The sequence below is a fragment of the Amycolatopsis sp. CA-128772 genome, assembly GCF_002904295.1.
Taxonomy (GTDB): domain Bacteria; phylum Actinomycetota; class Actinomycetes; order Mycobacteriales; family Pseudonocardiaceae; genus Amycolatopsis.
Genome location: NZ_PPHG01000080.1, coordinates 183,346 through 206,835, shown reverse-complemented (window position 1 = coordinate 206,835; position 23,490 = coordinate 183,346). Strand labels below are relative to the sequence as shown.

At 73.4% G+C, this 23,490-nt stretch carries 18 protein-coding genes; 7 read left to right on the top strand and 11 right to left on the bottom strand.

What is annotated here, in order from left to right:
* Window positions 1–9: 9 nt before the first annotated feature.
* From C2L59_RS33635 to C2L59_RS33615, 5 genes are read right to left on the bottom strand one after another with little or no spacing between them, the layout of a single operon-like run.
* Window positions 10–381, bottom strand: a complete 372-nt coding sequence (locus C2L59_RS33635; protein ID WP_103353565.1) for a hypothetical protein — start codon at window positions 379–381, stop codon at window positions 10–12.
* Between the two features lie 8 nt (window positions 382–389).
* Window positions 390–3,620 carry a WXG100 family type VII secretion target gene (locus C2L59_RS50125; protein ID WP_103353564.1) on the bottom strand — a complete coding sequence of 1,077 codons (3,231 nt, stop codon included), beginning with the start codon at window positions 3,618–3,620 and terminating at the stop codon, window positions 390–392.
* A complete protein-coding gene (locus C2L59_RS33625; protein WP_103353563.1) occupies window positions 3,620–3,937 on the bottom strand; it encodes a hypothetical protein in 318 nt (105 codons plus the stop codon). Before C2L59_RS33625 ends, C2L59_RS50125 begins: the two co-directional genes overlap by 1 nt.
* A complete protein-coding gene (locus C2L59_RS33620; protein WP_233223818.1) occupies window positions 3,934–4,197 on the bottom strand; it encodes an acyl carrier protein in 264 nt (87 codons plus the stop codon). The genes C2L59_RS33625 and C2L59_RS33620 overlap by 4 nt, the downstream gene beginning before the upstream one ends.
* Window positions 4,190–5,824 carry a fatty acyl-AMP ligase gene (locus C2L59_RS33615; protein ID WP_103353562.1) on the bottom strand — a complete coding sequence of 545 codons (1,635 nt, stop codon included), beginning with the start codon at window positions 5,822–5,824 and terminating at the stop codon, window positions 4,190–4,192. The genes C2L59_RS33620 and C2L59_RS33615 overlap by 8 nt, the downstream gene beginning before the upstream one ends.
* Before the next feature lie 91 nt (window positions 5,825–5,915).
* Here C2L59_RS33615 and C2L59_RS33610 point away from each other — a divergent pair, with 91 nt between their 5' ends.
* Window positions 5,916–6,395, top strand: a complete 480-nt coding sequence (locus C2L59_RS33610) for a DUF2087 domain-containing protein (protein WP_199199377.1) — start codon at window positions 5,916–5,918, stop codon at window positions 6,393–6,395.
* On the opposite strand, the gene C2L59_RS33605 is transcribed toward C2L59_RS33610, so the two are convergent.
* The gene (locus C2L59_RS33605; protein WP_103353561.1) at window positions 6,359–7,327 is read right to left on the bottom strand and encodes a sigma-70 family RNA polymerase sigma factor; all 969 of its coding nucleotides are present in this window, start codon (window positions 7,325–7,327) and stop codon (window positions 6,359–6,361) included. The genes C2L59_RS33610 and C2L59_RS33605 overlap by 37 nt on opposite strands.
* A gap of 75 nt (window positions 7,328–7,402) precedes the next feature.
* Window positions 7,403–7,918 (bottom strand): bifunctional nuclease family protein, encoded by a 516-nt coding sequence (locus C2L59_RS33600; protein ID WP_103353560.1) that lies wholly within the window; start codon window positions 7,916–7,918, stop codon window positions 7,403–7,405.
* Window positions 7,919–8,079: 161 nt separating this feature from the next.
* Between C2L59_RS33600 and C2L59_RS33595 the strand changes: the two genes are divergently transcribed.
* Together C2L59_RS33595 and C2L59_RS33590 are read left to right on the top strand one after the other, a co-directional pair.
* Entirely contained in the window at window positions 8,080–8,553 is a 474-nt protein-coding gene (locus tag C2L59_RS33595) for an SRPBCC family protein (protein WP_199199376.1), read from the top strand.
* Window positions 8,554–8,611: 58 nt separating this feature from the next.
* On the top strand, window positions 8,612–10,045 hold the full coding sequence (locus C2L59_RS33590) for an MFS transporter (protein WP_103353559.1): 1,434 nt from the start codon (window positions 8,612–8,614) through the stop codon (window positions 10,043–10,045).
* Here the strand turns inward: C2L59_RS33590 and C2L59_RS33585 are convergent.
* Window positions 9,973–11,388: a PLP-dependent aminotransferase family protein gene (locus C2L59_RS33585; RefSeq protein ID WP_103353558.1), complete on the bottom strand. Its 1,416-nt coding sequence runs from the start codon at window positions 11,386–11,388 to the stop codon at window positions 9,973–9,975. The genes C2L59_RS33590 and C2L59_RS33585 overlap by 73 nt on opposite strands.
* An 82-nt stretch (window positions 11,389–11,470) precedes the next feature.
* Here C2L59_RS33585 and C2L59_RS33580 point away from each other — a divergent pair, with 82 nt between their 5' ends.
* Window positions 11,471–12,679, top strand: a complete 1,209-nt coding sequence (locus C2L59_RS33580) for an MFS transporter (RefSeq protein WP_103353557.1) — start codon at window positions 11,471–11,473, stop codon at window positions 12,677–12,679.
* Here the strand turns inward: C2L59_RS33580 and C2L59_RS33575 are convergent.
* The 3 genes from C2L59_RS33575 to C2L59_RS33565 all read right to left on the bottom strand — a co-directional run bounded on the left by C2L59_RS33575 (window position 12,669) and on the right by C2L59_RS33565 (window position 15,465).
* A complete protein-coding gene (locus C2L59_RS33575; protein WP_103353556.1) occupies window positions 12,669–13,457 on the bottom strand; it encodes a hypothetical protein in 789 nt (262 codons plus the stop codon). The genes C2L59_RS33580 and C2L59_RS33575 overlap by 11 nt on opposite strands.
* 93 nt (window positions 13,458–13,550) lie before the next feature.
* On the bottom strand, window positions 13,551–15,059 hold the full coding sequence (locus tag C2L59_RS33570) for a CehA/McbA family metallohydrolase (protein ID WP_103353555.1): 1,509 nt from the start codon (window positions 15,057–15,059) through the stop codon (window positions 13,551–13,553).
* A gap of 79 nt (window positions 15,060–15,138) precedes the next feature.
* Window positions 15,139–15,465, bottom strand: a complete 327-nt coding sequence (locus C2L59_RS33565) for a hypothetical protein (protein ID WP_103353554.1) — start codon at window positions 15,463–15,465, stop codon at window positions 15,139–15,141.
* 571 nt (window positions 15,466–16,036) lie between these two features.
* Here C2L59_RS33565 and C2L59_RS33555 point away from each other — a divergent pair.
* From C2L59_RS33555 to C2L59_RS33545, 3 genes are all read left to right on the top strand, one after another.
* Window positions 16,037–16,276, top strand: coding sequence for a hypothetical protein (locus C2L59_RS33555; RefSeq protein ID WP_103353552.1), 240 nt, complete (start codon window positions 16,037–16,039; stop codon window positions 16,274–16,276).
* A 245-nt stretch (window positions 16,277–16,521) separates the two neighbouring features.
* Window positions 16,522–21,990 (top strand): biotin carboxylase N-terminal domain-containing protein, encoded by a 5,469-nt coding sequence (locus tag C2L59_RS33550; RefSeq protein WP_103353551.1) that lies wholly within the window; start codon window positions 16,522–16,524, stop codon window positions 21,988–21,990.
* 179 nt (window positions 21,991–22,169) lie between these two features.
* The gene (locus C2L59_RS33545) at window positions 22,170–23,489 is read left to right on the top strand and encodes a M14 family zinc carboxypeptidase (RefSeq protein WP_103353550.1); all 1,320 of its coding nucleotides are present in this window, start codon (window positions 22,170–22,172) and stop codon (window positions 23,487–23,489) included.
* Window position 23,490 lies beyond the last annotated feature (1 nt).

The following is a 23,490-nucleotide window of genomic DNA, read 5'->3' as shown; positions in this document are numbered from 1 at the left end:
GGTGACCGGTCACCAGGGGTTGTCGAAATCCTCGTCCTCTTCGGCGGCGGCGCGGGGCCGGCGCGCGGCCCGGGGCTCGTCCCGCACGGACCGCGGCGCCGGCGCCGCCTCGAAGCCGGCCGGGCCGGGGTACGCCTCCGCGTCGAAGGCGGAGGCCGGTTCGGCGTGCGTGCGGTCGGTGCTCCAGCCCGACTTCGTCTTGCGCTGCGCCATTTCGCGGACGTGCTGGACGTACCGCTCGGCCGCCTGGACCTGCTTGGTCATGTACTCCTGCGAGCGGGCCTTGATCTCCTCGCCCTGCTGTTCCCGCAGGGTCCGGCGGTCGGCCTGTTCGCGGACGAGGGCGTCGAGCTCGGCCTTCATCCCGCCGATGTCGGTCACGGGTCCTCCTACCAGGTCCGGGCGGACGGCGGGTCTTCGTCGTCGTTGAGGGAGCCGATGATCCGGCGGCCGGGCTCGCCGAGGTTGTCGAAGACGGCGCCGTCGATCCGGTAGGCGGCCCGGCGTTCGGAGTCGCCGCCACCGCCACCGCCGTGGGCGCCGCCCATGGCCCCCATGCCGGGCATCCCGGACATCGACGAGCCGGGCGCACCGGTGGCCCCGGCCGCCGACGCGAACGCGGGCGCGGGCTGCGCCTGCGGCTGCCCGGCGCCGGTGTGGGCGCCGCCCGACATCGGCGTTTCGCCGAGCCCGGCCCCGCCGGGGTCGAATCCGGCGCCCGGGAAGCCGGCGCCGGCGTGCGAGCCGCCGCTGAAGCCGGACGCCGAGGGGCCGCCGCCGTGGTGGGAGCCCGGGTCGCCGGAACCGCCGCCGTGGTGAGAACCGGCGCCGCCGTCGTGCGAGCCACCGCCGCCGTGCGAGCCGGAGTCGTCGGGGCCGCCACCGTGGTGAGAACCAGCGCCGCCGCCGTGCGAACCACCGCCGCCGTGCGAGCCGGAGTCGTCGGGGCCGCCACCGTCGTGAGAACCAGCGCCGCCGCCATGCGTGCCCGAGTCATCTGGGCCGCCACTGTGGTGGGATCCGGCGCCGCTGCCCTGCGTGCCCGAGTCGTCCGGGCCGTCGCCGTGGTGCGAACCGGTGCCGTCGGGTGAGGCGAGGTCCTCGAGGGTGCCCCGGTGGCTGGGGAGGTCGTCGACCGGCTTTGCCGGGGTGGCGCCCAGCGCGCCCGCGGGCTTGTCGTCCTCGCCGAGGGTGTAGGTCGTCGGGGTGCCCTTGCCGTCGTCGACGGTGACGACCGTCGGGCCGTCCGGGCCGTCGGGCCGCTCGGCGGTGATCCGGAGGTCGCCGTCCTCGATGTGGATCTTGCCGTCGTCGCCGGGGTGGTAGCAGCCGTCGTCCGTCCCTTGTGGACTGTCGGACCAGTCGAGCTTGAAGTCCTTCGGATCGCCGGGCCCCTCGCCGACCTTGATGTCCATCTTGCCGTCGTGGTCCGGCTCGGTCATCTCGAAGGTCTTGTCGCCCTGCTTGACCTTCAAGACGTCCGGGTCGTCGTCGCCGAGCAGGCCGTCGGGCTTGCCACCGGGATCCGTTTCGATGCCCGGGCCGCCGAACTCCTTGAGCGCGTCCGCGGCCTTCTTCTTCGCGTCCTCCGCGGCCTGCTCGGCCGTCGCCTTGCCGTCGTCGCCGGAACCCGAGCCCGAGTCCGAGTCGCCGGAGCCGCCGCCCAGACCGCCGGCACCCGCTCCGGACTCCGTGTCGATGCCCGGCCCGCTGAACTCCTTCAACGCGTCGGCGGCCTTCTTCTTCGCCGCCTCGGCTGCCGCGGCGGCCGCGTCCTGGCCGGTGTCGGAGGGCGGGGGCACCGAAGACGGTGCCGTCCCGTCGGCTCCCGGACCACCCGAACCCGAGCCCGAGCCGCCGCCCGAGCCGAGGCCGGCGCCGGAGTCGGTCTGGATGCCCGGGCCGCTGAACTCCTTCAACGCATCCGCGGCCTTCTGCTTCGCCGCCTCGGCCTCCTGTGCCGCCTGCTGCTTGGCCGCCTCGGCCGCGGCCGCCTGGTCGTCCTGGCCGCCCGGCGAGCCGGAACCGCCGCCGCCCGTCGAGCCGCCGGAAGCCGTGGACCCGTCCGGGATCGGCGGCACCGAACCGCCCGGACCCGAGCCCCCGCCGGAGCCGGCGCCGCTCGGCAGGTCGCTGCCCGAACCGCCACCCGCGCCCGAGCCGCCACCCGGCGCACCGGCCCCCGCGCTCGTGTCGGGGATCGGCGGCACCGAGCCACCACCACCGCCCGCACTGCCGGACCCCGCGCGCGTGTCCGGAATCGGCGGCACCGAGCCACCACCACCGCCCGCACTGCCGGACCCCGACCCGCTGCCCGCACCACCGGTCCCGCCACCGGTACCCCCGGTCGCACCGGCACCCCCGGTCGCGCCCGAACCACCCCCGGCACCACCACCGGCACCACCACCGGTACCGCCGGTCGTCCCCGGGCCGCCGGGCAGGGAAACGCTCTCGAACTCGTTCCGGATCCCGCCCATGACCTTGTCGAGCGCGTCGTACGCCTGGTCGACCAGGTCCTTCGTGTCCTTGCAGGTCTTCGCGAAGCCCTGGTACAGCCGGTCCCACATGTCGGGGTTGAACTGGTTCTGCACCCACTGCTTGGCCAGGTCCTGGCCGTGCTTCTTGATCTCGTCGCCGTCGCAGCAGCCCTGGTCGTTGAGCGTCTTGACCAGGTTCGTGCCGAAGTTGAGGTCCATCCAGCCCGCGATCTGGGCCAGGTCCTGCTCGTTGCCGTGCTCGCCGTTCGCGACGGCCACGACCTTCTGCGCCATCGTGTAGTCGGCCTTGCCGACCAGGTCGGTGTACATCCCGATGACCGCGTCGGCCTTGCCCTTGCACAGCTGGAACACCGTGGTGGCCGTGTTCAGCGTCGCCTCGCTCGCGTTGCCGAGCGTCTGGGACAGCTTCGCCGCCTTGGGCTGGATCTTGTCGTTGTAGGCGTCGGACGCGGCGTCGGCGCCCGCGCCGCTCCAGCTCTGGTACAGGCTGCCCAGCTGCGAGCCGGTGTCCTGCAGCGTCCGGTCCACCGTCTCCGCACCGTGCTTGAAGTGCCCGGCGTCCGCGACGAAGTCCGCGAAGCTGATCCCGCGCTGCTCGTCGAACGGCGCGCGGATGTCCTTGTCGAGGTCGAGCGCGCGGGTGTTGCCGCGGCAGTCGGCCGGGATCTTCGCCAGCAGCGAACCGAACGTCTCGAACAGCTTCAGCGCGGGCGCGGCGGCGTCGAAGATCTCGTCGGAGGTCTTGGTGCCGCCGCCGCTGGTGCTGCCGTCTTCACCGGCGGCCGGCGGCCGCGTCTCGTCGAGCTTCTTCTTGCCGTCGTCGACGGCCTTCTTTTCCTGGTCCTCGTTGTAGCTGTTCTGGTCCCCGCTGGACTTGGCCTTGTCGTAGGCCTCGTCGACGGACTGGCCGGCGAAGAACGGGTTCGCGTTGTAGGCGTTGGCGTACTTCTCGGCTTCCTGCCGCTTCTGCTTGATCTCGTCCGGCTCCTGGTCGGCCAGGAACGGCGGCGGTGGCGGGTTCTCCCGCAGCCAGCTGCTGATCAGCGCACTCTTCTGCGGAGCGGGGACGCTCGGGTCGTCCAGGACGGCCTTGACGTCGGACCACTTCTTCTTCTCGGCCATCAGAGCGAGCCCCCGGCGTTCGTGATCACGCCGGCCTGGTTGCCCTCGTTGGTGCCGTAGCTCGAACCGGCGGTGCCGAGGTTCGTACCGAACGAGTCCAGCGTGCTGCTGTAGCCGGACACCGCGGCCCACAGGGCCTGCGCGCCCGCGGTGTACTTGGTGGCGTGCGTGCCGTGCGCCCGGCCGAACTTCTCCGCGGTCACCTGCGGGGTCTGCAGGTCCGGGTTGTCGTCCAGCAGGTGCTCCGCCAGGTCACCGATGGTCTTGGCCGCCGTCGACAACGCCTCGGTCGTCGCGGTGTACCCCCCGCCGCTCATGTCAGCGCCTCTCCTGAAGTTCCGCGAGTACCCAGGGCTTCCGCGAGCACGCCGGCCACGGACCCCACGTCGGTGAACCGGTCGAGCCGGTCCAGGTCGATCGTCACGCCGTAGTAGATCTCCAGCGCCGCCAGCAGCTTGATCCGCCCCTTCGAGTCGATGCCCAGCTCCTCCAGGGGCGCGTCGGGCTCGACGAGAGCCGGGTCGAGCCGGAAGGTGTCGCAGACGACCTTCGTGACCTCGGCGCGGTGATCACCCACGGAAGTCACCATAACGTGCCTTGGCGGCCGACCGGGCGACCTTGCCGCTCGATGTGCGCGGGAGGCCACCAGAAGGGACCAGACGTACCGCGCGCAGCGTGAGGCCGTGTTCGCGGGACACCGCCCGCAGCACCGCCCGGGTCACCTCCCGGTCGTCGGCGCCGGCGCCGCGCACCCGCTCGGCCACCACCACCGCGCCCTCGCCTCCGGAGTCGGTGACGCCGAACGCGGCGACCCGGTCGCGGCGGACCGCGGGGTGGGCCTCCCCGGCGGCCGCTTCGATGTCCTGCGGGTGGAAGTTGCGGCCGTCGATGACGATCAGGTCCTTGAGCCGGCCGGTGACGTACAGGTCGCCGCGGTGCACGACGCCGAGGTCGCCGGTGCGCAGCCAGCCGCCGAGGCCGTCGAGCTCGGCGCCGAACGCGGCCGCGTCGCCGCGGCCCCAGTAGCCGGTGGCGACGTTCGGGCCGTGCACCCAGATTTCGCCGACGACGCCGTCGGGCTGCGCCTGCCCGTCGTCGACGATCCGGACCAGCTGCCCGACCGGGCGGCCGACGGACACCAGCTCCTGCCCGCCCGCGGTTTCGACGGCCCGGCCCTGCGCGAGGACCTCCCGGTCGAACACCGCGCTGCGCGGCCCGTCGTCGCCCGCACTGGCGACGTACACCGTGGCTTCGGCGAGCCCGTACGACGGCCGCTGCGCCGCCCGCCGGAACCCGCGCGGCCCGAACACCTCCTGGAAGCGCTCGATCGTGCGCGGCCGGACGGGTTCGCTGCCGTTGAGCGCCACCCGCACGTCCGACAGGTCGAGGTCTTCGCCGGTGTCGGCGTCGGCGGCGAGGTCGTAGGCGAAGTTCGGCGCGGCGGTGAACACCGCCGGATATCCGGCCAGCTGCCGCAGCCAGCGGCCCGGGGAGTGCACGAACTCGGCCGGGGCCATGAACACCGAGCGGCCGCCCGAGAAGACCGGCAGGCACAGCAGCTGGATCAGGCCCATGTCGTGGAAGAACGGGATCCAGCCGGCGCAGGTCGTGCCCTCGTCGACGGCGTACGCCAGGCTGCCCTGCCAGCAGGCGGCGACGATCGCGCGGTGCGGGATCACCGCGCCGGCCGGCTCGCGTGTCGAACCCGAGGTGTACTGCAGGTAGGCCGGGCTGTCCGGGCGCACCGGCACCGGATCGGCGCCCGGCCCGGTCAGCTCGTCGGCCACGACGACGTGCTCGTGCGCGGGCAGCCCCTCCCGCGCGGCCGCCGACGTCAGCCACAGGCGCGCGCCCGAGTCGGCCAGCACGCCGGCGAGCCGGCCGGCCTGCGCGGGGCTCGACGGCGCCATCAGCGGGACGGCGACGAGCCCGGCGGCCAGCGCGCCGAAGAACGCCAGCGGATAAGCGAGCTCCTGGCCGGCGAGGATGGCAACGCGCTCCCCCGGCTCGGCCACCCGCCGCAGCTCCCCGGCCACCACGCGGACCCGGGCGGCGAACTCCGCCCACGTCCACGTGTGTTCCGCGTGGTGCGTGTGGTCCTGGTGGGTGAACAACGGGCGGTCGTCGTCCGCGCGGGCGAACAGCCGGTCCACGATCGAGACGTGCAGCACCGCCTCGGGCACGGTCTCGGGCGGACGGGGCACGAAAGCAACCTACTGGGACCGCCGCCGCCACCGGGACGGCGGCCGGGAAAGCGGTTCACCGCCGGGTCGGGCGCGGGTACGGTCGCACACCATGGCCTCCCCGGAAGCGCTGGTCTCCGCCCTCGCGGACCCCGCCCGCCTGCAGTTCTTCGCCCGCATCTGCGCCGACGGCGACGGGCTTCCGGCCGACGCGGCCACGGCCAAGCTCGCGAAGCGGCTGGTCGACGCGGGGCTCGTCACGGTGACCGGCGGCCGCTACCGGGCCGCGCCCGAGGTGTTCCGCGAAGCGCTTGCGAAGGCCCCGGCCGATCCGCTCGACGGGCTCTTCCGCCACGGCCGGCTCGTCACGATCCCGCACTCGGGCAAGCGGCGGCAGCTGCTGCTCGGCCACCTCGCCGAGCGGTTCGAACCCGGCCGGCTCTACACCGAGCAGGACGTCCGAGAGAAGCTCTCGATGGTCCACGACGACCACGCGACCCTGCGCCGCTACCTCGTCGACGAGGGCCTGCTGCAGCGCAGCAACGACGGCGGCGCCTACGGCCGCCCGTCGGAAGCGCGCGCCGCCGGCTGAACCGCGGGGAGGTCGAACAGCGCCAGGACGCCCGCGTCGGCGAACACGACGTTGTGCGCCACCCGGCCCCCGCGCACGGTGAACACCTGCAGCGTGTGCAGCCGGTACACCCCGGCGTCGTCGCGGCAGTACGCCACCAGCGCGGGCCGGCCGTTGGCGCTCGTGCGCGTCATGCGCCAGCCGGAGCCGCGCCGCGCGAACATCAGCTCGAGGAACCGGCCGTAGCCGTCCGGGCCGCGGAACCACAGCGGGACCGGCGGCATCTCCATCACGACGTCCTCGGTGAGCAGCTCGACCAGGCCCGCGACGTCGGCCCGTTCGAACGCCCGGACGTAGGAGTCGAGGACCGCCTCCACCGCGCTGTCGTCCGGCTCGGGCACCTCGTCCGCCGACAGGCCGCCGAGCCCGGCGCGGGCGCGTTGCAGGGCGCTGTTGACCGCGGCGGGCGTCGTGTCCAGGAAGCCGGCCACCTCCGCCGCGCTGAACTCCAGGACGTCCCGCAGGATCAGCACCGCCCGCTGCTTCGGCGGCAGCGTCTGCATCGCCGCCAGCAACGCCAGCCGGAGGGTGCCGCGGCGGGCCAGGTGCAGGCCGGGGTCGTCGAGGCGGGCGTCCGGGAAGGGCTGCAGCCAGGGGATCTCGGCCGACGGCGTGAGCGGTGCGCCCGGGTCGTCGCCGGGGCCGCCGAGCCCGGACGGCAGCGGCCGCCGGGCACGGCCTTCGAGCGCGGTCAGGCAGGCGTTGGTGGCGATCCGGTAGAGCCAGGTGCGCACCGACGCGCGGGCCGGGTCGTAGCCTGCCCACGCCTTCCAGGCGCGGACCAGCGTCTCCTGCACCAGGTCTTCGGCTTCGTGGACCGAGCCGAGCATGCGGTAGCAGTGCGCGAGCAGCTCGCGCCGGTGCGGCTCGGTGCGCGTCGCGAAGTCCAGCATGGTTCTCCCGTCCGGCCGGTGGCGGTATGTGTACCGGCGCCGCGGCCGGGATTCATCGGTCCGGGAGAAGATTCTTCACAGGTCGTCGAAGTCTTCGGGCCGCAGGCCGTCGAGTTCGGCGCGGAACCGGGCGACCTCGGCCTCGGTGTCCAGCACGTCGGTGGCCGGCCCTTCGGTCTCCTGCTCGACCTCGAGCTGCACGGACGCGACGTCCAGCACCTCTTCGGCGACGCGGATGGGCGCGCCCTGGCGCAGGCCGAGCGCGACCGCGTCGCTGGGGCGGGCCGACACGCGGGTGCCCGAGGCGAGCACGAGGTCGGCGTAGAAGATGCCGTCCCGCACCTCGGTCAGCTCGACCGCGGCGACGCCCTGGCCGAACGCCGCGAGGACGTCGCCGAGCAGCTCGATCGTGCCCGGGCGCGGCTGGGCGATCTGCTCCCGCGCCCGCACGAGGGCCTCGGCCTCGCCGTACCCGATCATGATGGCCAGCCAGCGGCGAGCTCCTTCCGGCTCGCGCAGCAGCATCAGCGGCGCCTCGCCGGGCACCGGAACGGCCATCCCCACCACCTCGATCGGGATCACGCTGACCACCGCACCCTCCGTGTCGTGGGAGTCCTCCGCGCGCGTAATACCCACATCGAGGGGTTGACAACCCAACCTGACCGGCTGAATTTCCCGGGCCGGCTCTCCTCGGCTGCGGACAACGCCGGAAGCCCTTGCCGGCCCGCCGGAACCGCTGTCACCGTCGGGGCGTGGAGCCGACGATTTCGCGCAGTGTGACCGTCCCGGCCGCCCCGGCCACGGTGTGGGCGTGGGTCACCGATCTGCCGCGGATGGGCGAGCTCAGCCCGGAGAACGTCGGCGGCCGCTGGCTGGACGGCACCGGGCCGGCCCTCGGCGCGCGGTTCCGCGGCCGCAACCGCAACGGCCGGCTGCAGTGGTGGACGCGGGTGCGGGTGGTCGCGTTCGAACCGGGCCGCCGGTTCGCCTTCGACGTGCGCACGCCGCTCGGCTCGCGGGTTTCGCGGTGGGAGTACGTGCTGGCGCCGGCCGCGGGCGGCTGCGTGGTCACCGAGAACTGGTACCGGATCGGCAGCTGGGTCGTGCGCAAATTCATGGGGCCGCGCGTCACCGGCCGCGCCGACCGGCCCGGCTACAACATCGAGTCGATCGAGCACACCCTCGCCGCGCTGAAGGCTCGCGCCGAGGAGCGGGCTGCCGCCTAAGTCTCTTGTTGAAACTCACCTCGTCCATCTAGGTTGTTTTATCGAACCTAGGAGGACCATGACCGACACCCCGCCGAAGCCCGGCCTCGTGCTGCTCGTCGTCTCGACGGCCGCGTTCCTCGCGAGCCTGGACACGTTCATCGTCACGATCGCCTTTCCCGGCATCCGGGCGGCGTTCCCCGGCGACGGCCTGGCCACCCTGTCGTGGGTGCTCAACGGCTACACCGTGCTGTTCGCCGCCTGCCTCGCCCCGGCCGGGCGGCTGGCCGACCGCTACGGCCGCAAGCGGCTGTTCCTGCTCGGCGTCGCGGTGTTCACCCTCGCCTCGGCGGCGTGCGCGGCCGCGCCTTCGATCCCCGCGCTGATCGCCTTCCGTGCGGTGCAGGCGATCGGCGCCGCGCTCGTCATGCCGACGTCACTCGCGCTGCTGCTGACGGCGTTCCCGCCGCACCGGCGCCCGGTGGCGGTCGGCGTCTGGGCGTCGGTGGGCGCGGCGGCCGCGGCCCTCGGCCCGCCGGTCGGCGGCCTGCTCGTCGAGGCGTCCTGGCGCTGGGTGTTCCTGGTCAACCTGCCGATCTGCGCGCTGACGCTGCTGGCCGGGCCGCGGGTGCTGCGCGAGTCGCGGGACAGCACCAGCGGCGTCCCGGACGTCCTCGGCGCCACCGGGCTCCTGGTGGGGGTCGGCGCGCTGGCGTATGCGCTGGTCGAGGCGTCCGACCACGGCTGGGGCGCGCGGCCGGTGCTGCTGGCGTTCGCGGTGGCCGCCGTCGCGCTGGCCTGGGTCCCCCTGCGCTCGGCGCGGCACGCGGTGCCGGTGCTGGACCTGCCGGCGCTGCGCGTCCCGACGTTGTGGCTGGCCTGCGTGACGACCGGGGTGTTCGCCGCCGGTTTCGCGGCGATGCTCTTCGGCAACGTGCTGTTCCTGACGTCGATCTGGCGCGAACCGGCGCTCGTCGCGGGGCTGTCCCTGGCTCCGGGCCCGCTGGTGGTGGTCCCGGTGTCGATCCTCGGCAGCCGGTTCGTGCACCGCTTCGGCCCCGGCCCGGTGGTCGCCCTCGGCGGCGTCTCGTTCGGCGCGGGAGCGCTGATCTGGTTGCTGCGCATGGACGCGACCCGCGACTACGCGGCGTCGATGCTGCCCGGCCAGCTGCTGACCGGCCTCGGCGTCGGGCTGATCCTGCCGAGCCTGTCGGGCGTGGTCGGCACGGTCCTGCCGCCGGCCCGCTGGGGCGCGGGATCGTCGATGGTCAACACGACGCGCCAGATCGGCACGGTCCTGGGCACGGCGGTGCTGGTCGCGGTGTTCGCGGGCACCCCGGACCTGACGGACTTCCGCCGCGGCTGGCTGGTGGTCCTGGTCACGGCGGTGGCGACCAGTGCCGGCGGCGTGCTGATCGCGCGGCGGCGCCGCATCGACCACTACGCCGAGCCCCAGGCGGCGTCCAGCACCGCCAGGCCCGCGTCGATGGTCTCCGAGGCGATCGAGCCGTAGCCGAGCACCACGCCCTGGCCGGGAAATCCGCCGCAGAGGTCGGACAGGGTCTGGATCGCCGCGCCGTCGGCTTCCGCGCGGGCCGCGATCGGGGTCAGGTCCGTGCCCTCGCCGGCGAGGGCGCACAGGTGCAGGCCCGCCGCCGACGGCACCGCGGTCAGGCGGCCGGCGAACACCTGCTCCAGGGTCGTCGTAATGCGCTCGTGGCGTTCCGCGTAGACCTTCGTCGCGCGGCGGAGGTGGCGGGCGAATAGGCCCTCGTCGACGAACCGGGCCAGCGCGGCCTGCGCGGGCAGGTCGCCGTGCCAGCCGGACAGCTGCCGGGCGTGGTGCAGCGCGTCCCGCAGGGATGCCGGGGCGATCAGGAAACCCAGGCGCAGCATGGGAAGCAGCGTCTTGGAGAACGAACCGACGTACGCCACCCGCCCGTCGCGGTCCAGGCTCTGCAACGGCTCCAGGGGCCGGTCGGAGAACCGGAATTCGCTGTCGTAGTCGTCCTCGACGACGACCGCGCCGGCCCGGCCGGCCCACGCCAGCAACGCCGTGCGCCGGGCCAGGGACATCGGTGTACCCAAGGGGAACTGGTGTGACGGCGTGACGTACACCAGTTTCGTCCGCGGCGGCAGCGCGGCGACGTCGAGTCCTTCGCCGTCCACCGGCACGCCGACCACGTCGGCGCCGTGCGAGGCGAACAGCAGCCGCGCCATCCGGTAGCCCGGTTCCTCCACGGCGACCCGGTCGCCGGGCTCGAGCAGCACGCGGCACAGCAGGTCCAGCGCCTGCTGCGCGCCCTGGGTGACGAGGACGTCGTCGGCGCCGGCGCGCACCGAGCGGGAGACGCCGACGTGCCGGGCGATCGCCGCGCGCAGCCCGGGGTGACCGCCGGGCTCGGCGTAGTGCGCGAATCCGGCCGTGTCCCGCAGTTCGCGGGCGAGCAGCCGCCGCCACGTTGCGAGGGGGAACAGGGCGGCGTCGGGGATGCCGACGCGGAAGTCGAACACCGGCGCGCGGCCGGGCGCGGTGGCCGGGGGCGGCAGATCCCGCCAGACCGCTTTCGGCTGCGGCCCCTTCCTCGACGGCGTGGTGCGCGGCTTCGGCGCCGGCAGCTCGGCGCAGACGTACGTCCCGGCGCCGACGCGCCCGGTGAGGAAGCCGTCGGCGGTGAGGCGGTCGTAGGCCACCGCGACGGTGTTGCGCGAGACGGCCAGGCGCCGCGCGAGTTCGCGGGTCGGCGGCAGCCGCTCCCCCGCGCGCAGCCGGCCGTCCAGCACGGCGTCCCGCAGCTGCCGGTAGATCCGGACGCTGAGGTCGCCGCGCCCGGCCAGGCTGACGTGGAAGTCCATCCCGCCGACCCTACATTGGCCCAATTTTCTTGCGCGGAATTGGATCTGGGATCGGGCCAAACCAGGCTCTAACGTACTTGCCATGACAGTGCTTCTCGAACGTCCGGGGGCCCGCCGGGCCGGCCGGCTGCTCGCGGCCGCCCAGCTGGCCGGCTCACTCGGCGACGGCGCGTTCCTGACCTGCTCGGTGCTGTTCTTCACGCGGATCGCCGGGCTGACCCCGGCCCAGGTCGGCCTCGGGCTGACGCTCGGCTGGGCGGCCGGCTCGGTCGCGGGCGTGCCGCTGGGGCGGCTCGCCGACCGCCACGGCACCCGCGGCTCGGCCGTCCTGCTGGCCCTGGCGACGGGCGCGTCGATCCTCGCGTTCCTCTTCGTGCGGACGCCGCTGCTGTTCGTCCTGGCGGCGTGCCTCTACGGCAGCTGCCAGACGGGGCTGGCCGCCGTCCGCCAGGCGCTGCTGGCGGAGCTGGCCGACCCGGAACGCCGGACGCGCATCCGGGCCCACCTGCAGTCGGCGGGCAACGCCGGCCTGGCGGTGGGCGCCGGCCTGGGCGGCCTCGCCCTGTCGGCCGACACGGCTTCGGCCTACCTGACGGTCTTCGTGCTCGACGCGGCGATGTTCGTCGTGACGGCGGCGCTGCTGCAGGCGCTCCCGGCGCTGCCGCGGACGTCGTCCCCGCGCGCCGCGGCACCGAAGTCGGCGGTGCTGCGCGACCGGCCCTACGCGCTGGTGACGGCGCTCAACGCGATTCTGTTGCTGCGCATGCCGTTGCTGAGCGTCGCGATTCCCCTGTGGATCGTCGAGCACACTCCGGCGCCGGGCTGGACGGTGTCGGCGCTGTTCGTGCTGAACACGGTCGTGGTGGTCCTGCTGCAGGTGCGCGTCGCGGGGCGGCTGACGACCCTCGGTTCGGCCACGCGGATGGTGCGCCGGTCGGGCGTGCTGCTGCTCGCGTCGTGCGTGGCGTTCGCCTCGTCGGCGCTGGGGGCGTCGCCGGCGGTGGCGTTCGCGGTGCTGGTGGTGGGCGCGCTGGTGCAGGTGGCGGGCGAGATGCTGCAGTCGGCGGGCAGCTGGGAGATCGGCTTCGCCCTGGCCCCGGCGGACAAGCAGGGCGAGTACCAGGGCTTCTTCGGCAGCGGGATTTCGGTGGCCCGCGCGGTGGGCCCGCTGCTGCTGAGCACGGTGGTCGTCGGCTGGGGGCTGCCGGGCTGGCTGCTGCTGGGGGCGGCGTTCCTGGCGGCGGGCTGGGCGATGGGCCCGGCCGTTCGCTGGGCGGCCGCTACTCGCTGACCCGGGCCGCCGGGGCCTGGTGCAGGGAAAGGTCCTGGCCGGCTGTCGCCTCCGCGGCCCAGGCGCCCGACTCGGCCGTCCACGTCTGCCCCGCGAAGCTGACCTTGTCCACGCCCAGGGCCTCCGCGCGGGCCACCAGCCAGGTCGCGTACGCCCAGCCCTGAGCCGCCGGGTGGGCTCCGCTCAAGGTGGCTGCGCCCAGCTCCTGCGTGGCCGCCGCACCCAGGTCACCGGGGGCCGTCAGGGTCAGGTTCCGGCAGGTCAGCGCGGCCGGGAACTGGCCGTTGAACGCCGCCGCCATCGCCCGGGACTGGGGTTCCCATTGCGCGTAGGCGTCCGGGACGCCCGATCGCTGGACCGCCTGGGCCGCCTCCGTGATCGGCAGGGTGTCCCAGTTGGGCAGCTTCTCGAGCTTCTCGTAGAACTCCGTCGCCGCGTAGACCGGGTCGCGCAGCTGGGCGATCGTGCCCCAGCCCTGGCTGGGCCGCTGCTGGAACAGGCCGACCGAGTCGCGGTCACCGCCTTCGAGGTTGCGCAGCTTCGACTCCTGCAACGCCGTCGCCAGCGCCACCGTGGCCGCGTGCGCGGGCAGGCCCATCTTGGCGCCGACGGCCGAGATCGTCGCCGCGTTGTTCATCTGCTCCGGGGTGAACGTGTACGCCGACTGGTTCTCGCCCGGCAGCGCCACCGTGCACCCCGGCGTCCGGACCGAGCCGCGCGTCAGCACCACCACCACGATGATCCCCGCGGTCAGCACCACGACCGCACCCAGGACCATGGCCACCTTCAGGCCACAACCGCGCACCCTGCCTCCCCGTCACCCGTTCGCACCAGTCTGCCCAAAAGGGAGACGCGGTGCACGGGACGGGGTTCAGTGGCCGGTGCCGAGGAAAACCGGGTTGGACATCGCCACCATCGCGTTCGGCACCGTCGTGTTCGGACCGCCGGCCGGACGACGGACCTCGACCCGCACCCACCGGCTGTAGCGGGGGTACGTCGTCCACGTGACGGTGGCCGCGCCCGCGTCGCCGATGGTCTCGGTGTGCTCCGGGCCGAGCTGGTCGAGGAAGGTCACCGTGGTGCCCGGTACCCCGGCGACGGCGGCCCGCGCGGTCACCGGCGTCCCGGTGCCCGCGGCGAGCCGGTCGCCGATGCCCGCGACCGCGCCCCCGCCGGACACCGTGAAGTCCAGCTGCACCGACGCCGACTCGGCCAGCCACGAACGTCCCGCCTTCAACCCGGCGAGGAGCTCCCGGCGGTGCAGGCGGTCGGCGAGCACGACGGTGTGCGGCAGCGCGACGCGCTGGTCCGGGTGGTGCGCGTCGGAGTTGCCGATCGCCGGGACGAACCGGCCGCCGCGCAGGAGGCCGTCCCAGTGGATGACGCTCGCCTCGTCGTCCTGGGTCCACGGGCCGTTCCAGACCTCGACCAGGTCGGCGAGCTCGTGCGCGAACTCGTAGGTGCAGCCGAAGCAGTTGGCGAACGGGTGCGCGGCGGTGACCAGGCCGCCGGCGCGGTGCACCTGGTCGGCGAAGCGGCGGAAGTCGCGCGGGTCGGCCGCGCGGTAACGCCAGTCGATCCAGGTGCCGGCGGGCAGGCCGATCGCCGGCCAGTGGCCGGAGCGGGTCGTCACCTCTTCGCCGTTGAGGATGAGCAGGTCGTCGCGGGCGTGCGCACCCCACTGCAGCTGCGAGCTCGAGGTGTTGTGGTCGGTGGAGACGATGAAGTCGAGCCCGGCGGCGCGGGCGTCGGCGACCAGCTGCTCCGGGGTCCGGCGGCCGTCGGAGTGGACGGTGTGCAGGTGGCTGTCGCCGCGGTACCAGGCGCGACCGCGCTCGCGGGCGGGCGCGGTCTCCGGCGCCGGGTCCGGCTCGAAGGGCGGGCCGTCGGGGCCGAAGGTGAGCGTGATGTCGACGCGGTAGGCCAAGCCCTGCGGCGCGACGGTGTACGGGCCGAGGATGACGTGCCACCGGCCGGGCTCGACGGGCCCGGCGAGGTAGCCGGGAGTCGCCTCGGAAGCGTTGATGAAGAAGCGGTCGCGGAACCCGCCGGACCAGCCGCGGAAGCCGCGCGCCGTGCCCAGCTCGTGGCCTTCGGGGCCGAAGATGCCGATGTCGCAGGCGTTCCCCCGGGTGCCGGCGGGCACGGCCGGCCGGTCGTAGGAGTAGCCGACGTCGATCTGCCGCACCCCGCGCGGGACGTCGACGGGCAGGTAGTACCAGTCGGGCACGTCCGGTTTCAGGGTGCCGGTGACGGTACGCGTCCGGCTCCCGGAGCCACCCGGCTGCTCGGCGAACGCGACGCCGGGCAGCATCCCGGCGGCCACCGCCACCCCACCGGCGCGCAGCAGCGTCCGCCGGGTGAAATCTCCAGTCTCCATCGCAACCTCCGGGTTCCGACGCTAGGCGGCGCACGCGAACGCGGACGAGAACCGGCGGTGAACTTCCGGCGGAGCGCGCTCAGGACCGGACGCGCTTGGCCAGCACCTTCGCGAGCGCGACCACGACAACGGCGGCGGCCAGCCCCAGCCGCGTGACGTCGACGGCGGGAACCCAGGTGACAGCGCCGTCCCGGACCACGAACGCGCCGGCGGGCCGGGCGAAGACCCCGAACCCGGCGCCTTCGCGGACGGGCAGCGGACCGGAGCCGCCTTCACCGCCCCCGCCACCACCGAAGACGGTCGCGGCGGGGATGACGACGGTCCCGCCCTGCTCCACCGGTTCGCCGTAGACCAGCCGGGCGGAGAAGACCTCCCGCGCCGCCGACGTCAACTGCCCGAGCTTCATCCGGCCAGCATGGGGTGGCACGGGGGCCGGGCGCGCCTCATGGGTGGCGGACGACCCGCCGTTTTTGTCGGTGTTGTCCGGTAGCGTGGAAAACGGAGGCGGATCCCATCGCTCTGCCGTGCACCTTGGCCGCGAACCCGCCATTCCAACGAATTCCTTATCCCGTCGGCGCGATCAGGCTGATCCGCCGGACGGGCGTCCCGCGCCGACGACAGGTGCGCGAATCCGCCGAGGACCACCTGTCGGGCGTCCGCTTGGACCTGGCGAGCAACCCGGCCGCCGGCGCGTTCCTTCCGCGGCTGCTCGCCCGCGATGCGAGCCGTGAGATCTCCCGGGCCGCCGCGCGCACCCCGCGTGTCCCGCTCGGGCTGCTGGCGGAACTCGCGCCGGAGATCAAGGTCGGGGACCGGGAACCTTCCCCGGATCGGTGCAGCGCTGAAAGAGTTCGCGCGGCTCGCCAAGCGGCAGCGCCGCCCACGTGTTCGCACGATCGGGTGTAAACCCGCGGTATCCGGGGCATCAGGTACCGACACCTGTGCTCCGAGGGAGCGCGTACCGAGGGGAGACCGCGATGACGTTCGACTTCGTCGGCCGCTGGCTGGGCAGGCATCGCGACCGTCCCGGGGTGACCGTCGACCTGTCCTGTGGTGGGCGGGTCACGTTGCGCGAAATCGACGGGCGGCCGGTGCTGGCCGTCACCACCGCGCCCGGGCCCGACGGCCGGTGCGAGGTCGCCGCCGTCCCGTTGTCGGAAGCCGAACGCCGCGAGCTCGGGCAGGTCCTGGAGTCCGACGTCCTGCTCGCCTCCTGATCACCGCCGCGTCACCCCCTGTTTCCCGGTCGTAGGGGCTTTGTGGCAGACCTCGCGTAAAAGCCGGTCCGGACGATGTGGTGCGGGTCGCTTTTTGTCGGGTCCCCACAACTCAGCCGCCCCGGCATGCGCCATGGCGGACATTGGTCTACCCCGCGTTATCCAGCAGGGTGTACACAGGTGCGGGCGACGTTCCAGGACAGGTGCGTCGCCTTCTGCGCGTGCGTACTTGGGAGGCTCAGCCGGTGTTCAGTCGTGTCGCCATCGTCAACCGCGGAGAGGCCGCGATGCGGCTCATCCACGCCGTCCGGGACCTGTCGGCGGAAACCGGGACGCGGATCGAGACGGTCGCCCTCTACACCGACGCCGATCGCACCGCGACCTTCGTCCGCGAAGCCGACCTGGCCTACGACCTCGGCCCCGCCTCGGCCCGCCCCTACCTCGACCTGGCCAAGCTGGAAAAAGCGCTGGTCGAGACGAAGGCCGACGCCGCCTGGGTCGGCTGGGGCTTCGTCGCCGAGGACCCGGCGTTCGCCGAACTGTGCGAGAAGGTCGGCGTCACCTTCGTCGGGCCGAGCGCCGACGCGATGCGCAAGCTCGGCGACAAGATCGGCGCGAAGCTGATCGCCGAAGAGGTCGGCGTGCCGGTCGCGCCGTGGAGCCGCGGCGAGGTCGCCACCCTCGAAGACGCGCTGAAGGCCGGCGAGCGGATCGGCTACCCGCTGATGCTCAAGGCGACCGCGGGCGGCGGCGGGCGCGGCATCCGCATGGTCGCCTCCGGCGAAGACCTCGCCGACGCCTACGAGCGCACCAGCCAGGAGGCGCTGCGCGCGTTCGGCTCCGGCGTCGTGTTCCTGGAGCGCCTGGTCACCGGCGCCCGGCACGTCGAGGTCCAGGTCATTTCCGATGGCACGACGGCGTGGGCGCTCGGCGTCCGCGACTGCTCGGTCCAGCGGCGCAACCAGAAGATCATCGAGGAGTCGGCGTCGCCGGTCCTCGCGCCGGCGCAGACCGCCGAGCTGAAGACGTCGGCGGAACGGCTGGCGGTGGCCGTCGGCTACCGCGGCGCGTGCACCGTCGAGTTCCTGTACCACCCGGGCGAGAAGCTGTTCGCCTTCCTCGAGGTCAACACCCGGCTGCAGGTCGAGCACCCGATCACCGAGATCACCACCGGCACCGACCTGGTCAAGCTGCAGCTGCACGTGGCGAACGGCGGCAAGCTCGAAGGCGAGCAGCCCGCCGAGAGCGGTCACGCCGTCGAGGCGCGCCTGAACGCCGAGGACCCCGACCGCGACTTCGCGCCCTCCCCCGGCCGCATCGCGCGGCTGGCCCTGCCCGCCGGCCCCGGCATCCGCGTCGACACCGGCGTCAGCGAGGGCGACACCATCCCCGCGGACTTCGACTCGATGATCGCCAAGATCATCGCCTACGGCCGCGACCGCGACGAGGCGCTCGGCCGGCTGCGCCGGGCGATGGCCGAGACCACCGTGATCATCGAGGGCGGCGCGACCAACAAGAGCTTCGTGCTCGACCTGCTCGACCAGCCGGAGGTGATCGACGCCGGCGCCGACACCGGCTGGATCGACCGCGTCCGCGCCGAAGGCCGCCTGGTCACCCACCGGCACTCCGCGATCGCGCTCGCCGCGGCCGCCATCGAGGCCTACCAGGACGAAGAAGAGGTCTCGGTCCAGCGGCTGCTGTCCACCGCGCACGGCGGGCGCCCGCAGGTGCAGCACGAGAGCGGCCGCCCGCTCGACCTCAAGCTCCGCGGCGTCGGCTACCGGGTCGGCGTGGCCCGCGCCGGGCGGACCCGCTTCCGCGTCGGCATCTCGGCGGGCGCGTCCGACGTCCACCACGCCGACATCGAGATCGACCGCTTCGACGCCCACAGCGGCCGGATCCTGGTCAACGGGCGGAGTTTCCGGCTGGTCTCGGCCACGCACGGCCCGATCCACCTCGTCGAGGTCGACGGCGTCACCCACCGCATCAGCCGCGACGAAGGCGGCGTCGTCCGCTCCCCCGCGCCCGCGCTGGTCGTCGCCACGCCGCTGGCCGTCGGCGACGAGGTCGAGGCGAACGCGCCGATCCTGGTGCTGGAGAGCATGAAGATGGAGACGGTGCTGCGCGCGCCGTTCCGCGCCCGCGTCCGCGAATGCCCGGTGTCGGTCGGCAGCCAGGTCGAGACCGGCGCGCCGCTGATGCGCCTGGAACCCCTCGCCGACGACGACGCCGAGGAAGCCGCCGACACCGGCGAGACCGTCGAGATCGAGCTGCCGTCGGTCCCGGACGGCGTTTCCGCGGCCGACCGCGTCGAACGCGGGCGCCAGGACCTGCGCAGCCTGCTGCTCGGCTTCGACGTCGACCCGGTCGAGCGCAAGCGCGTGCTGGCCGCGTACCTGGAGGCCCGCGCCGAGCTGGGCGGCCGGCCGGTGGAGGGCGAGCTGGAGCTGCTCACCCTCTTCGCGGACCTGTCCGAGCTGAGCCGCAACACCCCGGGCGGCGAGGACACCGTGCCGAACGGCGCCGTGCACAGCCCGCGCGAGTTCTTCCACAGCTACCTGCAGAGCCTCGACGTCGAACGCGCCGGTGTCACCGAAGGGTTCCAGGCGAAGCTGAAGCGCGTCCTCGCGCACTACGGCGTCACCGAACTGGACCGCACGCCGGAGCTGGAGGCCGCGGTCTTCCGGATCTTCCTGGCCCAGCAGCGGATGTCGGCCGACGTCGCCGTCGTCTCCGAGCTGCTGCGGCAGTGGCTGGCCGGGGCGCCGCCGGCCGAGCCGCTCGGCGAACGCGCCGGGCTCGCCCTGGAGCACCTGGTCGAAGCCACGCAGGTGCGCTTCCCGGTGGTGTCCGACCTGGCCCGCGGCGTGGTCTTCCGCTGGTTCGCCCAGCCGCTGCTGCGCCGCAGCCGGGCCCGCGTCTACGCCGCCGTCCGCACCGAACTCAGCTACCTCGACCAGCACCCGGAGGCCCCGGACCGCGCCGAGCGGATCCAGGCCATGATCACCGGCTCGCAGCCACTGGTGCGGCTGATCGGGCAGCGGATCGGGCGCCCGGGCCGCGACCACGCGCCGCTGCTGGAAGTGCTGACCCGCCGGTACTACGGCAACCGCCGGCTGTCCGGGGTCGCCGTCCGCGACGCCGGCGGCCACCGCTGGCTGACCGCCGAGCTGAACGCGTCCGAGGGCGTGCTGCCGCTGGTCACCACCGCCGTCGACATCACCGCCCTGCCCGACGCCCTCCGCGCGCTCGGCGAGGTCGCCACCGAAGGCGTGGTCGCCGACCTGTACCTGCGCTGGGAGGACCAGCCGGACGTCGACGCGACCGCGGCCCGGCTGGGCACGCTGCTGGCCGGGAACCCGCTGCCGTCGGGGGTGCGCCGGGTCGTGGTCACCGTGGCCGGCACCGGCGGCGCGGTGATGCACCACCACTTCACCTTCGAACGCGACGGCGACAGCTTCACCGAGGACCGGCTGATCCGCGGCCTGCACCCGCAGATCGCCCAGCGCCTGCAGCTGCAGCGGCTGCGCGAGTTCGACCTCACCCGGCTGCCGTCGGCGGACGAGGAGATCTACCTCTTCAAGGCCACGGCGAAGACCAACCCGGCCGACGAGCGGCTGATCGCGATGGGCCAGGTCCGCGACCTCACCCCGTTGCGCGAGGCCGACGGCCGCCTGGTCGCCCTGCCGGCGCTCGAAGACGCGGTCACCGCCTGCCTCGACGCGATCCGCAACATCCAGGCGCAGCGGCCGCAGCACAAGCGGTTCGACACGAACCGGATCATGATGTACGTCTGGCCGCCGACCGACCTGACCACCGAGGAGCTCAACACCCTCGTCCAGCGCATCCTGCCGACCTCGGTGGGCGCGGGCCTGGAGGAGGTCCAGTTCCTGGCGCGGCGGCGCACGGAGGCGGGCAAGCTGACCGAGCTCGCCGTCCGGATCGCCCTCGACCCCGGCCACGCCGCGCGGCTGCACGTCGAAGCGCCGTCGACCGAACCGGTCAAGCCGCTGGACGACTACCGCCTGAAGGTGCTGCGCGCGGCGCGGCGCGGCAACGTCTACCCGTACGAGCTGACCGACCTGCTCGCCGGGCCCGATGGCACCTTCTCCGAGCACGACCTGGACTCCTCCGGCGCACTGGTCCCGGTGGACCGGCCCAAGGGCAAGAACACCGCGGCCATCGTCGCCGGTGTCGTCACGACCCCGAGTGAACGCCACCCCGAAGGCGTCACCCGGGTCGTGCTGCTCGGCGACCCGACGAAGTCGCTCGGCGCGCTCTCGGAGCCGGAGTGCTCGCGGGTGATCGCGGCGCTCGACCTGGCCGAGCGGATGCAGGTGCCCCTGGAGTGGTTCGCGCTGTCCTCCGGCGCCCGGATCTCGATGTCCTCGGGCACCGAGAACATGGACTGGGTCGCCGCCGCGCTCAAGCGGATCGTCACGTTCACCCAGGACGGCGGCGAAATCAACATCGTGGTCAACGGCATCAACGTCGGCGCCCAGCCGTACTGGAACGCCGAAGCCACGATGCTCATGCACACCAAGGGCATCCTGGTGATGACGCCGGATTCGGCGATGGTGCTCACCGGCAAGCAGGCGCTCGACTTCTCCGGTGGCGTGTCGGCCGAGGACAACTTCGGCATCGGCGGCTACGACCGCGTGATGGGCCCGAACGGCCAGGCGCAGTACTGGGCGCCGAACCTGCCGGCCGCGCGGGAAGTGCTGATGGCACACTACGACCACACGTACGTGGTGCCGGGCGAAGCCGGGCCGCGCAAGGTGGGCACGAGCGACCCGGTCGACCGGGACGTCTCGGCGTACCCGCACGCGATCGTCGGCAGCGACTTCACGACGGTCGGCCAGATCTTCTCGGCCGAGCACAACCCGGACCGCAAGAAGCCGTTCGACATCCGCACGGTGATGCGGGCACTGTCCGACCAGGACCACCCGGTGCTGGAGCGCTGGGCGGGCATGGCCGACGCGGACACCGCGGCGGTGCAGGACGTGCACATCGGCGGCCGCCCGGTCTGCCTGGTCGGCATCGAGTCGCGGTCGGTCCCCCGCCGCGGCTTCCCGCCCACCGACGGGCCGGACACCTACACCGCGGGCACGCTGTTCCCGCGGTCGTCCAAGAAAACCGCGCGCGCGATCAACGCGGCGTCGGGCAACCGGCCGCTGGTGGTGCTGGCGAACCTGTCGGGCTTCGACGGCTCGCCGGAGTCGCTGCGGAAGCTGCAGCTGGAGTACGGCGCGGAGATCGGCCGGGCGATCGTCAACTTCGAGGGCCCGATCGTGTTCACCGTGATTTCGCGGTACCACGGCGGCGCGTTCGTGGTGTTCTCCAAGGCGCTCAACCCGAACATGACGGTGCTGGCCCTGGAGGGTTCGTTCGCTTCGGTGCTGGGCGGCGCCCCGGCGGCGGCGGTGGTGTTCGCCGGCGAGGTCAACAACCGCACGGCGAACGACCCCCGCGTGACGGAGCTGCAGGCCCAGGTGGCGGCGGCGGACGGCGCGGCCCGCGCGTCGCTGAGCGCCCAGCTGGCGGAGGTCCAGTCGGCGGTCCGCGCGGAAAAGGTCAGCGAGGTCGCGGCGGAGTTCGACCGCGTGCACAGCATCCAGCGCGCGGTCGAGGTCGGCTCGGTGGACGCGATCATCTCGGCGGCCGAGCTGCGGCCGCGGATCATCGAAGCCATCGAACACGGCCTGAAGAACTAGGCGACGCTTCCGCCGGAGGGCGGCACTTTCACGGGAAAGTGCCGCCCTCCGGCATTCCGGCGTTTCGCGACTTTCGGGGGTATGACCCCTTTGCGCCGGGCCGACACACTGTGCGTGCCGGTACGGTGACCACGGGTTCCGACCGGACCTCCATCCGTGCGGCGTGAGGAGATCCCCCGATGGCGTCAAGGCCCCTGTCCCGGCTCGCCCTCGTGGCGACCGGGGTCCTGCTCACCTCCCTGCTCGGCGGCACGGCCGGCGCGCAGCCGGCCGACACGCCGGTGTTCTGGCGCGTCCCGGCCACCGCCGCCCAGGCGCAGGCGCTGGCCGCGGCCGGCTTCGACGTCGAAGAGGGGGACGCCGGCACCGTCAACGTCGTCGGCGGCCAGGCCGTGGCCGGGAAGCTGCGGGCGCTCGGCTTCCGGCCGTCGTTCTTCGACACCGTCTACAAGGACCTGCCCGCCCGGACCGACTCCTTGGCCGCGGACACCTTCTACGGCGGGTACCGGACCGTCACCGCGCACGAGAACCACCTGACGCAGGTCGCCGCCGCGCACCCCGACCTGGCCACGAAGTACACGATCGGGCAGTCCTGGAAGAAGACGAAGGGCCAGGGCGGCCACGACGTCCAGGCCATCTGCCTGACGAAGAAGCAGGCCGGCGACTGCACGCTGTCGACGACGTCGCCGAAGCCGAAGTTCTTCCTGATGGCCCAGATCCACGCGCGCGAGCTGTCGACCGGCGAGCTCGCCTGGCGCTGGATCGACTACCTCGCCGACGGCTACGCCACCGACGCCACCGCGAAGTCCATTTTGGACACCACCGAGGTGTGGGTGGTGCCGATCGCCAACCCCGACGGCGTCGACATCGTCGCCTCGGGCGGCAATTCGCCGAAGCTGCAGCGCAAGAACGCGAACACCTCCCGGGGCAGCTGCACCGGGACGAACATCGGCGTCGACCTCAACCGGAACTCGACCTTCAAGTGGGGCGGCGACTCCAACTCCGCGTGCTCCGAGACCTACCAGGGCGTGAGCGCCGGGTCCGAGCCCGAGGTGCGGGCGCTCGAGCAGCTGGCCCGCGCGATCTTCCCGGACCAGCGCGGCACCGGCGACAACGACCCGGCGCCGTCGACGGCCAAGGGCACGATGATCACGCTGCACAGCTACGGCAACGACATCATCATCCCGTGGGGCTTCACCCAGGCGACCTCGCCGAACGACGCGCAGTACCGCCGCCTGGGCGCGAAGTACGCGGCGTCCAACGGCTACCTCGTCGGCACGAACGAGGAGACGGTCGGCTACGACACGACCGGCACCACCGACGACTTCACCTACGGCGTGCTCGGCGTCGCCAGCGTGACGTTCGAGGTCGGCGGGTCGAGCGGTACCTGCGGCGGGTTCCTGCCGCGCTACACCTGCGTGGACAGCACGTTCTGGCCGAAGAACAAGGGCGCGCTGGTGACGGCGGCCAAGGCCGCGGCGGCGCCGTACCAGCAGTGAG

Excerpts from the sequence above, each read along its gene's own strand:
- C2L59_RS33590 (WP_103353559.1), top strand. The coding sequence starts at position 8,612 with ATGACCGACACCCCGCCGAAGCCCGGCCTCGTGCTGCTCGTCGTCTCG.
- C2L59_RS33565 (WP_103353554.1), bottom strand. The coding sequence starts at position 15,465 with ATGAAGCTCGGGCAGTTGACGTCGGCGGCGCGGGAGGTCTTCTCCGCC.
- C2L59_RS50125 (WP_103353564.1), bottom strand. The coding sequence starts at position 3,620 with ATGGCCGAGAAGAAGAAGTGGTCCGACGTCAAGGCCGTCCTGGACGAC.
- C2L59_RS33625 (WP_103353563.1), bottom strand. The coding sequence starts at position 3,937 with ATGAGCGGCGGGGGGTACACCGCGACGACCGAGGCGTTGTCGACGGCG.
- C2L59_RS33610 (WP_199199377.1), top strand. The coding sequence starts at position 5,916 with ATGGCCTCCCCGGAAGCGCTGGTCTCCGCCCTCGCGGACCCCGCCCGC.
- C2L59_RS33605 (WP_103353561.1), bottom strand. The coding sequence starts at position 7,327 with ATGCTGGACTTCGCGACGCGCACCGAGCCGCACCGGCGCGAGCTGCTC.
- C2L59_RS33585 (WP_103353558.1), bottom strand. The coding sequence starts at position 11,388 with ATGGACTTCCACGTCAGCCTGGCCGGGCGCGGCGACCTCAGCGTCCGG.
- C2L59_RS33545 (WP_103353550.1), top strand. The coding sequence starts at position 22,170 with ATGGCGTCAAGGCCCCTGTCCCGGCTCGCCCTCGTGGCGACCGGGGTC.
- C2L59_RS33555 (WP_103353552.1), top strand. The coding sequence starts at position 16,037 with ATGACGTTCGACTTCGTCGGCCGCTGGCTGGGCAGGCATCGCGACCGT.
- C2L59_RS33580 (WP_103353557.1), top strand. The coding sequence starts at position 11,471 with ATGACAGTGCTTCTCGAACGTCCGGGGGCCCGCCGGGCCGGCCGGCTG.
- C2L59_RS33570 (WP_103353555.1), bottom strand. The coding sequence starts at position 15,059 with ATGGAGACTGGAGATTTCACCCGGCGGACGCTGCTGCGCGCCGGTGGG.
- C2L59_RS33575 (WP_103353556.1), bottom strand. The coding sequence starts at position 13,457 with ATGGTCCTGGGTGCGGTCGTGGTGCTGACCGCGGGGATCATCGTGGTG.